Below are 12,299 nucleotides of genomic sequence, written 5' to 3'. Positions count from 1 at the left end.
ATGTCCCCGTGATCTCGAAGACGACCCAACTAGTCTTGATTCGAGGGACGTGTCTTAGTCTCAATTCCGCAAGCGCGGGCCCAGGCACGAATGAACTTGCCCATACCAATCGTTGTCGACTGAGCCCAGTCAGCACCTACGCTAGTACGATGAAGCTCTCCAATTACGGCGAGGCTTGCACCAGGATCAGCTTCAAGGTACTTGAAAATTGTCCTCATATTAGGTTGCCGTTCGACAATACTCCTCAGACGTTGAGTGACGATTACTCCGTCTGCAACCAGGCTGCGGTCACTCAGAAGAATTCTATCCTCGGAATCTCTCTCAACGACTCCCAACAAGCTCAAGTCTCTGACAGCAGACTTAAACCCGCGTGCCGACGGTCGAGCGAAATTACTGGAGTCCGAAAGATGCAGCAGCAACTGCAAGGAAGCGCCCGGAAGCCCACCGGGAAATGCACTGCGCACTCGGACGGGCCCAACCCCACTGAGCAGTTTTGGAAGCGGCTCATCATTCTCATCGAGAGGTCGATCTATACCGTCGCGACGCAGACGAATTAGACCGGCATAGTCCATCCATTGACAGAATGCTCGTGCATACGTGAACCAGCTGTCACTTTTTGCTTCAACTGTGGGGAATTCGCCAGGAAGTACATCAGCAAAACGTTGTAGTAGGACAATGTCCTCCTGGCTTAGCATGGTCGAAAGAAGTCTATATAGTTTATGGCGGCGAAGCGCTTGCAGCACTTGAGCGCGCACGGCTTCCTCGACATTATCAGAATTCTGAATAGTCGACTCTATTACAACCCGGTTGACTTCGGCGTTCAGAACGCCAAACATCCTCAGTTCTCGCGCATAGTTGAAAACCACTGTTGGACTGGTGTTCAAAGAATTGGCCAGTTCCGCAACACTGATATTTCCCCCCACGGAAACAACCTCTTGCAAGAGTCGTCCCGCGCCGGTGGTAGCGTATCGAACTACATATGAATCTTCGATCGCTACTCTCCCTGTATTCAGGAAGTCTCTAAAAGTGTCCCAATAGATATCAATCCTGTCACCTACCTGCACAACCAGTCTTTGGTGGAGAAGACTTTCCAAAAGGGCGCTCGATGCCACACTTTCATCCAGATCGGCTACTCCAATTGGTGCAGCTTGCGCGATCGCTCGCAAAGCAGCTTGCTCTGCAGGTGAGAGCCGTGCCAAGTCGCTCTCGAAGAGACTATGCACGTTGAGCGCTTGACGAGCCAATTCATCCTGGCTTACACCACGCCCCACCTCCGCAAGAACATGACCAGCAAGCTTCTTGAAAAGCCAGGGGAGCCCCTGTGAATACTCCTTCAACCTCTGGCGGAGGTCTCGGTGGAGTTTCTCGTCAAGCGACTTCTCAAGTCTGCGAAGAAGCGTCTCTACCTCACGCGACCCGAAGGGATCAAGTATTACAACTTGTGCCGCATCCCGAATCTCATCCCTGAAATGGAAAGGATGACCTTCTGTAAAGCTAACAAGATCGGTTTTCCAAGAGAAGCTAATGGTTAGCGGTACAGAGAGTTCCCGGACTAGGTAGCTAAGATCTCGAAATTCTCGAGTAAGATCCGAGCTTCTAAAGACGTTCTCAAACTGATCGAACGCAATTAGAATCGGCTTTGATGGATTCTTCCATTCCGAAATTCGAAGGGTCTCGACCAGACTTTGGAGTGAGGTAAATGCGGCCGATTCCGGGAGCTTTACCATATCCTTAGAAACGGCAAGTTTGATTGCACGCTCGACAGCCGCCGCAACAAATGATGGTCGCTCTGCGGTTCGAGTGTCGATTACAATCGCAACTCCGCCTGCCTTCGCAACCCCTTGCTGAAGCCTTAGGGTCAGCGAGCTCTTACCCCAGCCTGACTTTGCGTTGATAACGATTGAGCCCGCGACTTTCCTACCTGTGATTGTAGCTAGTAGCTCTTCTGAGATGGATTTTCTGCCTACAAAGAAGGCTGGAGCAGCCGGGAGCTGATACTCGAAATCTGAACTACTACCCTGCACCTCGACGATGTTAGGCGGATCCGGCAAGCGCACGGGGACAATTGCATTCTGCTCTCCCACCGAAATAACCGGCAGGCCCTTAGCCAACTCGCGCTCGACAAGTCGATTAATGGGACTTGGAACAGGATTCTGTCGAGACCACGTCACCCAACGCCGAGCATGTCGAGTTTCTGGATCCAACTCGCATGCGGCCATTACGACTCCATGCTCCGTTATCACGATGGTTGGATCGGATTTTAGCTTTGGGCCCTCGTCCAGCCTGGGAAGTACTCCCGCGGATTCGAGCAGCTTAGAGATTTCGTAGGAACCGAGATATCGAAATCCCGAGAGCTTCTCCTGCGCCAATTCGGCTTGCTCTCGAGCTGATTGCGTGAGGCGTGGAATTCCAATAAACAATCCATGAAGACGCGGATCATCGGATCGACCAATTGCAAACTTTCCGAGGAATGCGTTGAGCATATGCGCGGGAATATTGGAGCTATATGCCTTGCATTCGCAAATAATCCGATCTCCGGTGACTGAATGTCGCGCTTCAACATCGAGCTCAATCCCCTCTTTCGTGAGGTTCACTCGCTCCGGATGGGGATCGTTGTAACCTTGAGTTGCGAGCAGCTTCGCGATAAATGCTTCAAATAGATGCCCACGCTTATTTGAAATATCGCTTACTGAGGAGCCATCGGCGAGGACCACTACGTCTGTCGTCTCGAGCCCAATTTGATCCATGTTCGCAGCATACAGCAAGAACTAGTTGAAAGTCTTGAAGTCGTGACACCTTTGGTTTCCTAGAGGACCTTGGTGTGGATGGTGCAATAGAGATCTTGCTTGATTCACGCTAATTGCATCCAAAGCTACTTAAATGCCAAAGATCCATTTTTTTGCCGCATTGTTGACCAACGATTGTTGATGAATGCATATTGCCTTCCATCCTTGAGGGGGCTGGACTCGCTCCACCCTGCGCTCCCGCCCTTTAGAGGAAGGGCCATAGCCGGACTTGTTCGGCGACCGGGTCAGGATGCCTGCAACGTTCAAGACGCTGAGGACAACGGGCTCGTTCGAGTGAGCTTCTAGATGGTTGGGTCCTTTGTCTCGGCGATTAGGTATAGCAGTGCGACGAGGGTTGTGCCCGAGCTGATGTCGCCCTTGGCGATGAGCGAGTGGATGTCACTGAGCGGTACCCACTCGATCCGCTCGGACTCGAAGCCGTCAGCGGGCTCGCCGATCTGTTCTGCGCCTTGTGCTCTGAAGATGTGGTGTTCGGCGGTCATGAGGCCGGGAGAAGGTTGCGTGTAGACAAGTGGCGTGAGCGGACCGCTGGTATGCCAGCCGGTTTCTTCTTCGACTTCGCGGCGGGCGGCTTGTTCTGGGGTTTCGCCGGGTTCTATGCCGCCGATGGGGATTTCCCAGCCCCAGGTGTCGGTGATGAAGCGGTGACGCCATAGCAGGAGGACTTTGCCCTCAATGACGACGACGACTCCTGCTCCGGGGCCGGTTTCGATGAGGCGGTGGTCGAGGTGGCGGCCGTCGGGGAGTTCGATGTCGGCGGTGCGCAGGTGGACCCATTGGTCCCGGTAGAGGGTCCGTTTGGAGTTGACCTGCCAGCGCATCATGCTCCCGGTTCCGCGAGTTGGACTTCGGCGCGTTCGAGCGTACTCGCCACGACGGATTCCGCCGAGTACGGGCGCAGGGCGCTGACGACGCTGGTGAGGCGGTCGTGGAGGCGTCCGGATTCCATGCCGACGGCGCGATCGAGCATGGTTGTGGCCGCGTCTGCGGCTTCCTCGATTTCGCCTTGGGCGGTGAGGACGAGGGCATAGCCGGCCCAGCGGTGGACTTGGCCTCGCAGGTGCGTTTCGGGCGCGGTGCGGACCGCCTCGTCGGCATAGGCGCGTGCTGCGCTGGTGTCGCCCAGGCGGCGGAGGGCTTCGGCGGTCTGGAGTTGGACGAGGCCGGGGGTCATGTAGGAGGTCTCAGGTAGGCGTGGGCCGTCCCATGCGCGCTCGGCGTCGGTTTCGGCTGCTTCGAGGTGGTGATGGCAGGCCCGGGAGGTCCCCATGCGGGCGTGGGCTTTCGCAGCGAGGCTGTGCAGGTCGCAGGTCAGTGCCGGATTGAGCTGGGCGCCGAGGGTGTCGAGCACGGTTTCGGTGTGGTCGAGGACTTGGTCGAGCTCGCCCAGGTGCATGGCCTGGTTGGCGAGCAGCGCGTGCATATAGCCCTCGAATTGCAGGTCGGCTGCGGCGCGGGCGAGGCCGAGTGCTTCGGCGAAGCGGGCGGTGGCGGCCATCTGCTGGTCGGCGTCGTAGGCGCAGATTCCAGCGAAAGCCGTGAGGCTTCCTGCCGCGCGGAAGAGTTGGCGTCCGAGTTGGTTCTCGTAGGCGGTGCGCAGCATCGGTGCGACTCGTTGGTCGAGGACTGCGCTGATTCTCGGCAAAGTGGGCACGCCGCCGACACGGCGGTACATCTCTTGGAAGTGAGCGCGGGTCTGCTCGATCTTTCGGAGGTCCTCCACGCTCACGGCAGTGCGGCTTGGCGATTGCACGACCGAGAGCCCGCGTGATTGGGTTCGAGCCAGTGCGCTCACCTCTGGGTCATTGTCGGCCAGAAGTCGTTCGAGTTGAGCCGCATCGACATCGAGCAAGGCCGCGAGTTTCGGCCTGACCCACGGCTGAGGGTCGTTCTCGCCTCGCTCCCAACGGGAGAAGGTGGATCGCTCGATGCCCAGTGTATGAGCGGCCTGTTCCTGGCTGAGGCCAAGCGACTTGCGACGACGAATGAGTGCTTCTCGTCGTGTCCCCACGCCAACCTCCGTCTCCAAATCACACAACACTCCAGTTCACCGCTCGATGCCTCATTCGTGCCTCATGAGTGCCGCGACGATGCTCTGGTTTGGACGATTTGTGCCTGCTGGAATCAAGGCTACGGGCGGAGAACCAATCGGTGCAAGACGCCGTTCGCCCGATCAGGAGACCGACACGGCAGGTGAAGGGTGAAGCTGATGGCAAGCAGGACCATGCAGGGGCCGAACCGGGGCAACACGGCGGGGTTCGAGATTCTGGGCGAGTGGCAGACCGCAACAGGGAACATGCTGAGCCTCAAGGCGCGCTCCAAGACCGGGTATGCCTCCATCTGGCTCGACTACAACGGCAACCCGATCAAGATCGGATACGCCGCCCACGCAGGTGGGGTGGTCCGTGAAGTTCGGTGGGAGCCACCCTGGAGCGAGCAGACCGCTGTGTGGAAAGTCCAGCAGCGCAACCACATCGCCTCGCTCATCGCCGACTGGCACGCCGAAAACCTCCGTCCCGCCCAACCCAGGCCTCTCCCCGCGAGCGTGATCGGCGTATTCGAGCTCGACGGATTCCGGTTCGTCGTCGAACCCACCACCGCCGAAGAGCACGCGGTGCTGAGCGTGGTGAACACCGAGAACGGCCTCACGCCGGTGGCCGACCTACTCCACGACCGCGGCCGGATCTGCGGCCTCGTCACTCGCCCGGGATGGAAAGGCACACCCGAAGAACGCCGACGCCGGTGGCGTAGCGAGTGCGAAGCGATCCTGACTCAGACCGCTCCGCGTGGCGGGCGATAGACCCTTCTTCCCCCAGGAGGCCGCCGGGTGGGCGGCGGCCTCCTCCTCAACCCTCGGGAGCCAGCCATGACCATCGAGACCACCGCGCTTGCGCGCCGATCGAGCTTCTTCACTCGTATCACCGAGACCTTCGCTCCGAAGGAACCGATCGCGGTCATCGCCATCACGCACATGCTGGGCGAGCGGCCAGCGTTCATCGACGCCATCGCAAGCCTCGGCGAACTCGCCGCGTTGCTGCCCAAACCCAAGAGCATCGACCCCGAAACACTCAACGAGGTCGCGACCCGGCATCAGGTCGACCAGCTCACCCGCGAACTGTTCGCCGACGCTGACGCCGCGCTCGCCTTCCTAGAGAAGCGGGCTCCCGATCGCTCGGTGGTCCTGCTCGACGTCGGCGGCTACTTCGCACCGGTCCTCAGCCATCTCAACGAGCACTTCTCCGGTCGAATCGTCGGAATCGTAGAGGACACCGAGAACGGCCATCAGCGCTACCTCGCCCTTGACGACATCCCGTGCCCGGTCTACTCGGTGGCGCGCTCGCCGCTGAAACAGCCCGAGGACTACCTCGTAGGCCAGTCGTGCGCGTTCAGCGCCGAAGCGCTCATGCGGGCCGTGGGCGACCTGCCCATCGGCCGCCCGGTCGCCGTGATCGGGCACGGCAAGCTCGGCCGAGCCGCAGCCGCGACCCTCCAAGTCAAGGGCTCCGTGGTCCGCGTCTTCGACACCGACCCCATCCGTGCCGCGCAGGCCCTTGCTGCCGGATACGTCGTGTCCGCCTCGTGCGCTGAGGCCATTGCAGGCGCCGGACTGGTCCTGTGCGCGACCGGCAACCACGCCCTCGGCTTCGACGATCTCACCAAACTCGCCAACGGCGCCCACATCGCCACCGTCACCAGCTCCGAGGACGAACTCGACCTCACCGGGCTCACCGACTTCTACACCGCGGAGGCCGTCGCCGAGCACGTCACACGGTACGAGACGATCGGGCACTACTTCTACCTGCACAACGGCGGCAACGCCGTCAACTTCATCCACGGTGCGGTCGTCGGCCCGTTCATCCACCTCGTCCAAGCCGAGATCCTCGCAGCGGCCGCGCGCCTCGCCGAAGGGACACTGCCAGCCGGACACCATGAAATGAGCACCGCCGACCGCCAAACGATCGCCGCCATCTGGCTCGACTACTACAGGAGCAACGCATGATCGGAAACCACGACATCGCCACGACCGTCGAGGACTACCTCGACCGCCACCCCGGCGACAAGCCCGGCCTCGACCCGCTCCTGGACGCGCTGGACGGCACCGAGCCCCTCGCCACCCGAACACGACTCGCTGGGCATGTCACCTGCGGTGCCATCGTCCTCAACCAAGACGGCAAAGTCCTGCACATCTGGCACCGCGCCCTCGACCGCCTGCTCCTCCCAGGCGGCCACACCGAACCCGAGGACGCCACTCTGACCGAAGCGGCCGTTCGGGAGTTCACCGAGGAAACCGGACTCGACCCCCAGTTCCTCACCCCGATCGGGGACGGACCTCTCCACATCGACGTGCACCACATCCCCGACTCTCCCGCCAAGGGCGAGCCCGAGCACTGGCACGCCGACTTCCGATACGCCTTCAACTACACCGGAGCGTCCAGCCTGGTCCTGCAAGACGAGGAGGTCACCGACGCGGTCTGGGTGCCGATCGAGGAAATCACCAACCGTGTGCTCAGAGATCGAGCAACGCGTTCAGGCATCAAGTAGTGCGGCGAGTTTCCGGTTCGAGGATCGCGGGGTCAGGCCAGGCGGTCGGCACCTCGTCGGAGACGTAGTTCAGCTCCAGACCCGAAAGATAGCCGTCCTCGGTGAACAGCACGACATCGTGGGTCTGGTCGTCATACCAGCCGGATGCGATCGGGCTCGATTTCGATGGCGCCGGTCCGACCGCGAGTCGATCGACCTCGATGCCGACTGAAGGACAGCCACAGGGACAGCCATCAACGACCCTGGCGAACGGGATTTGAGCACGCAGTGCGGAGAAGGTGGGGTCCGATTTCGCGAGGAGCACTTGAAGGGTCGCGGTGACTTCCGTCGGCAGCGGGAGGCCACTTTCGAACGCGGATCGGCCTTGCTCAGTCATCGTGAGGTGCTGCCCTTCGTGGTGCAGTTTCGGGGTTCGAAACAGCCAATCATGGCGATAGCGCCGAGCGGACGTCAGGTTGTGAGGGTGCTTGTGCGGGGTTGTGAGGGTCGACCACCCTCACAACCCCGCACAAACGCTCGACTGAGCGGTGTTTTCGAGCAACACTCGCGCTTCGTGGAAGCGGTGGTAGTGGCTGCTTCTGTTGTCGGCGAGAGGAGCTGGAGACGATTCACCGGATGTCGATGTGTGCGAGGCGGTGCCGTGAAGCGGCACCGCTCTTGAGCATGTACACGCAGTGGAGTGCGAGGTGATGCGGTTATGGGGTCGTGGCGGAAACCAGCGCAACCTGCCGAGGCTCTTGCAGAGCTTGGACCGCGTTTGACCGATCGGGACCGGGAGATTGTGGCGGCGCTTGACAAGTTCAAGGTGTTCACGCTTGAACAGATCTGCCGGCTGTTCTTCACCTCGATCTCATCGGCACGCGACCGGCTCTCAACCCTGGTCGAGATGGGCGTGCTCGCGCGCTCACGACCTGGAACCCGGTCCGCGTACCGGTACTACCTGGGTCTGCTTGGGTTGCGTCTGCTCCATGCTGACCTCGTCGTCGCCTACGAGAACACCGGCCCTGATCGTTCCGGAATGGCTAGACCAATCAATCCCGGCCGAGCACCCACGCCCGCGCGGGCAAGAGAACACGCCGAGGTGGTGTTCTCCTCCGCGCACCGCCCGCACCGCGAGGGGGTGAACGACTTCTACACCCGCTTGGTCGTCTCCTGCCGCAGCCGTTCCTCGACACGCCTGGCGGCGTGGGAGACGGAGGCACGTGAGCACCGGTGGTACACCGTTCTGCTCTTGCGCCCGGATGGGATCTTCGACCTCAAGATCGACGGGCAAGATGTGCGGCCATTCTGGTTCGAATACGACACCGGAAGCGAGACCCTTGAGCGTCTCGCGGACAAGGCCCGCCGCTGGAGCGACTTCATCGAGCGGCACCTCAAGATGACTTGGACGCTGCCACTGATGCTCATCGAGCTCACCAAACCCGGCCGCGAGACGAACCTCCACAACCGCTTGGTCGAGCTCGGCGCCGTCCATGGAATCGCAACCACAACCACCGCCCGCAGCGCCGATCCCCTCGGGGCAGTCTGGCGCGAAGTTGGGGACTCGACCGAAGTGCCATGTTCGCTTGAGGAGATCCTTCCGCCGAACGCCAGACACTGCCTTTGAAGCGGCGAGGAATCGTTGTGCGGGGTGTGGCGGCTTCCGAGAACGGTTCCGCAACGGCTCCCGTGCACGCTCCCGAGTCCCCACCTAACACGCCATGGCGTGTTTCCGCAGGTGGGCTCGCATTGCGCGGGCAAAACTTCGAGCCCGACATCTATATCATTTATTTTCCCTAGGGGTCTCTCCTGCGCGGCCGTGTAATGTTGAAGGTCATCTGAGACCACGGGTGACGGTTCGTCGCCTCCGTTGGACTGGTCAACTCTCACGCCACTGGCGCTCCCGGCTCGCCCACCACACTGCGCTGCACACGGCTCAGCCGTCGACTATCCGCAGTCATCAAGCACGCTCCGAGACCCATCACCCGTCCGTGCTGAAGGCTCGTACCTGCTCCGAGTACGAGCTACGGTCACCGCAGGGGCCGCTACCTGCGCTTACACCTGGTGGTGGGTGCGGTGAGCCGGGCAGAACGGCACATCCGCATCACCGGGGAACGGCGCGACGTGATCGACACCGACCGCCTGGCCGCGCTGCTGCTGCGCGCGGCGCTCCGCAGGAGCGACACCGACGGCGATGCGGAATGCGACGTTGCGGCCCCTGACAGCGATACGGGCGACGACAAAGGGGAACCGGCGGCATGACCGACCTACAGGAAGAGAAGATGCAGCTCGGCGGCAGAGCGGTGTTGTACTTGCGGGTGTCCTCCAAGGGGCAGGTGGAAACCGACTACGACCCCGAAGGGAACTCAATCCCAGCTCAGCGGAAAGCGTGCCTGGCGCTTGCCGAACGGATGGGCCTCACCGTGGCGGACGAGTACGTCGAGCCGGGCAAGTCCGCACGCTCGATCGACGGACGCCCCGCGTTCCGCAAGATGATGGGCCGCATCCGCAACCAGCACGATGTCGACTACGTCGTCGTGTACATGCGCTCGCGGCTGTTCCGCGACGCCACCGACGCCGGACTCACCAAACGCGAACTCCGCAGCCTCGGGGTCTCGATCCTGTCGGTCAAAGACCCGACCGACGACTCGCCTACCGGCGATCTCATGGCGCACATGGTCGACGGCTTCAACGAGTACCAGTCCCGCGTCTCGGGCCAGGACATCGCCTACAAGATGGAAGCCAAAGCCGCCCTCGGCGGCACCCCCGGCAAACCGCCGCTCGGATACTTGAACGTCCGCGACACCATCGAGGGCCGCGAAATCCGCACCATCGCTCTCGACCCCGACCGCGCACCGCTGGTGAAAATGCTGTTCGAGCAGTACGCCACCGGACAGCACTCGTTCCCCGCGCTCCGTGAGCTCGCCACCAACGCCGGGCTGCGGTCACGACCGACACGCAAATACCCGGCCGGCTCACTCCTCTCGATCCACAAGATCGGCCAGATGCTCCGCGACCGCTACTACCTCGGCTACGTCACCTTCAACGGCACCGAGTACCCCGGCCGACACGAACCCCTCATCACACCCGAGCTGTTCGACAAAGTCCAGACCGTGCTCTACGAGGAACACGGCGCAGGCGTGCGCGAACGCAAATGGAACCACTACCTCAAAGGCCTCGTGTGGTGCGGCCGCTGCGGACGCCGATTGATCATCGAGCGTGCCAAGTCCAAGACCGGCCGCCTCTACTTCTACTACCTCTGCCTCAGCCGCAACGAAAACGGCTCCTGCGACCTCCCCAGATTCGCCGTCGCCGACGTCGAGGCCACCGTCGCCGCCCACTACGCCACCATCGCATTCACACCCGCCGAAGCCGACAGCACCAGGACCGGCCTCGCCAACGCTGTCGCCACCGACCACCGCACAACGACGACCCTGCGCCGCAACCTCAAACGCGAACGCACCCGACTCGACGCACTCGAAAACCAGATCATCGAACTGCTCGGCCACCCCGACTGGCCCACCGAGAAACTCACCGCGAAGATCCAGGACATCCACAACCAACGCGAACGCATCGACACGCAACTGGCCACCGACACCACCCCGCGCCTCGACCGAGCCGCAGAGATCGTCACGCCCTTCCTCGACCTCCTGGCCAACCCCCGCAGCCTCTACGAATCACTCGTCGACGAAGACCGCCGCACCCTCAACACGATCTGCTTTACCCGACTCACCCTCGACGCCGACGACACCAAGCAACCAGTCATCACCGCCAGCCAGACCAGCGACAGCATCACTCCGCTCCTGACCTACCGCGACCAGGCACGCGAAAGCGGCACCAGCCCGGAAGCTGATGCCGCTAACGACAACAATATTCAGAAGGCTCTGGGTTCAAGACCAGACCTTATTGTGGAGCCAAGGAGAATCGAACTCCTAACCCCCGCCTTGCAAAGGCGGTGCTCTGCCAATTGAGCTATGGCCCCGTGGTGTCGTACGAGTATCCCCGCCGTGCGGGTGGCAACAGCGAGGATACCCGGAGCGCAGTGAGTTGGCTAACGCGATGCGTCAGCGGACGTCTTCCGCGGAGGTGGTGGCCTCGTGCCACAGGGTGCGGTCGTCGTTGATCGACTTGACCTTCTTGGCCACGACGAATGCGACCGTGGCCACACCGGCGACGATCAAGATCTTCTTCCACATGGACCCAGGCCCCCCATATCAGAGATTGCCGCGAACAGCAATGCCGTGATCGGCACTGCACGATGCGACTCAGCATAGCGAACTGCGGCGGGCCGGGCCGGTGGGGCAGGCCGGTGGGGGGCGGCTAGTAGCGGACTCCGGGCACGTCGCGCGGCGTGTCGGGGGCGGGCGCGAAGAAGCTCTTGGCGGCGCTCAGGGCCTGCTCGTCGGCGAGGACCTGGCCGGGGCGCGAGCCGTGGCCGAGGAGGACGCCGCGCCAGTCCATGCGCATGTAGTCGGCAGTGATCCGCAGCGTGCCCACGAGCGGTTCGGCCCGCGCGGGGTCGGTGTCGGCATACGCGGTGACGCCCCACAGCCGCCGCCCGCCCATGCGCGGCTGGAAGTCGAGCCCGGGCACGCGCAGCCAGCCCGACCAGTAGTCGAGGTAGGTCTTGACGTTCGCGGTCACCGAGTACCAGTACAGCGGGGACGCGATCACCACGTCGGTGGCCGCGAGCGTGGCCTCCTGGACGACGCGCTCGGGGCCCTCAGCCGCAGGCGTGATGCCGTCGCCCGTGTGGCGGCGGTCGATGAACGGCGGCAGGCCCAGCTCGCCCAGGTGGATCCACCGCTGCTCGGCCTCGGGTTCGAGGTGCTCGGCGGCGGCGCGGGCGAGGGACTCGGTGTTCCCGCCCTGGCGGGCGGAACCGAGCACGAACAGGAAGGAACGCGCGTCGCTCATGGGGGCTCTTTCGAACGAGGGCCGGGTATCCCCAGTTCCAAGGCCCCGGGCAGG

General features: G+C 62.0%; 11 protein-coding genes, 1 tRNA gene and 2 pseudogenes. 6 read left to right on the top strand and 8 right to left on the bottom strand.

What is annotated here, in order from left to right:
- Positions 1-29: 29 nt before the first annotated feature.
- The 4 genes and pseudogenes from AB0B28_RS15750 to AB0B28_RS15735 form a co-directional block, all read right to left on the bottom strand.
- Positions 30-2,747, bottom strand: coding sequence for a restriction endonuclease (locus AB0B28_RS15750; protein WP_360121337.1), 2,718 nt, complete (start codon positions 2,745-2,747; stop codon positions 30-32).
- A gap of 341 nt (positions 2,748-3,088) precedes the next feature.
- Complete coding sequence (locus tag AB0B28_RS15745) at positions 3,089-3,628, bottom strand: NUDIX hydrolase (RefSeq protein ID WP_360121467.1); 540 nt, start codon at positions 3,626-3,628, stop codon at positions 3,089-3,091.
- The gene (locus tag AB0B28_RS15740) at positions 3,628-4,410 is read right to left on the bottom strand and encodes a hypothetical protein (RefSeq protein WP_360121475.1); all 783 of its coding nucleotides are present in this window, start codon (positions 4,408-4,410) and stop codon (positions 3,628-3,630) included. Before AB0B28_RS15740 ends, AB0B28_RS15745 begins: the two co-directional genes overlap by 1 nt.
- A gap of 225 nt (positions 4,411-4,635) precedes the next feature.
- Positions 4,636-4,818, bottom strand: a pseudogene (locus AB0B28_RS15735) (helix-turn-helix transcriptional regulator); the annotation flags it as partial.
- 189 nt (positions 4,819-5,007) lie between these two features.
- On the opposite strand from AB0B28_RS15735, the gene AB0B28_RS15730 reads away from it, so the two are divergent.
- The 3 genes from AB0B28_RS15730 (at position 5,008) to AB0B28_RS15720 (ending at position 7,349) form a co-directional block, all read left to right on the top strand.
- A complete protein-coding gene (locus AB0B28_RS15730) occupies positions 5,008-5,607 on the top strand; it encodes a hypothetical protein (protein WP_360121335.1) in 600 nt (199 codons plus the stop codon).
- A 66-nt stretch (positions 5,608-5,673) separates the two neighbouring features.
- Complete coding sequence (locus tag AB0B28_RS15725) at positions 5,674-6,807, top strand: NAD(P)-binding domain-containing protein (RefSeq protein ID WP_360121333.1); 1,134 nt, start codon at positions 5,674-5,676, stop codon at positions 6,805-6,807.
- Positions 6,804-7,349, top strand: a complete 546-nt coding sequence (locus AB0B28_RS15720; RefSeq protein WP_360121331.1) for an NUDIX domain-containing protein — start codon at positions 6,804-6,806, stop codon at positions 7,347-7,349. Before AB0B28_RS15725 ends, AB0B28_RS15720 begins: the two co-directional genes overlap by 4 nt.
- Here the strand turns inward: AB0B28_RS15720 and AB0B28_RS15715 are convergent.
- The gene (locus AB0B28_RS15715; protein ID WP_360121329.1) at positions 7,342-7,725 is read right to left on the bottom strand and encodes a hypothetical protein; all 384 of its coding nucleotides are present in this window, start codon (positions 7,723-7,725) and stop codon (positions 7,342-7,344) included. The genes AB0B28_RS15720 and AB0B28_RS15715 overlap by 8 nt on opposite strands.
- A gap of 381 nt (positions 7,726-8,106) precedes the next feature.
- On the opposite strand from AB0B28_RS15715, the gene AB0B28_RS15710 reads away from it, so the two are divergent.
- From AB0B28_RS15710 to AB0B28_RS15700, 3 genes and pseudogenes are all read left to right on the top strand, one after another.
- Positions 8,107-8,955 carry a replication-relaxation family protein gene (locus tag AB0B28_RS15710; protein WP_360121327.1) on the top strand — a complete coding sequence of 283 codons (849 nt, stop codon included), beginning with the start codon at positions 8,107-8,109 and terminating at the stop codon, positions 8,953-8,955.
- Positions 8,956-9,404: 449 nt separating this feature from the next.
- On the top strand, positions 9,405-9,590 hold the full coding sequence (locus tag AB0B28_RS15705; protein ID WP_360121325.1) for a hypothetical protein: 186 nt from the start codon (positions 9,405-9,407) through the stop codon (positions 9,588-9,590).
- Positions 9,587-10,609, top strand: a pseudogene (locus AB0B28_RS15700) (recombinase family protein); the annotation flags it as partial. The gene AB0B28_RS15705 and the pseudogene AB0B28_RS15700, both read left to right, overlap by 4 nt.
- Positions 10,610-11,237: 628 nt before the next feature.
- Here AB0B28_RS15700 and AB0B28_RS15695 read toward each other — a convergent pair.
- The 3 genes from AB0B28_RS15695 to AB0B28_RS15685 form a co-directional block, all read right to left on the bottom strand.
- Positions 11,238-11,310: transfer RNA gene (locus AB0B28_RS15695), tRNA-Ala, on the bottom strand.
- Between the two features lie 82 nt (positions 11,311-11,392).
- Positions 11,393-11,524 (bottom strand): DLW-39 family protein, encoded by a 132-nt coding sequence (locus AB0B28_RS15690; protein ID WP_218125197.1) that lies wholly within the window; start codon positions 11,522-11,524, stop codon positions 11,393-11,395.
- A gap of 124 nt (positions 11,525-11,648) precedes the next feature.
- Positions 11,649-12,245, bottom strand: coding sequence for an NAD(P)H-dependent oxidoreductase (locus AB0B28_RS15685; RefSeq protein WP_360121323.1), 597 nt, complete (start codon positions 12,243-12,245; stop codon positions 11,649-11,651).
- Between the last annotated feature and the right edge of the window lie 54 nt (positions 12,246-12,299).

It is taken from the genome of Glycomyces sp. NPDC046736 (assembly GCF_040645615.1).
Lineage (GTDB): Bacteria > Actinomycetota > Actinomycetes > Mycobacteriales > Micromonosporaceae > Glycomyces.
The sequence above is the reverse complement of the archived record's forward strand: the minus strand, read 5'-3'. Positions and strand labels throughout refer to the sequence as shown.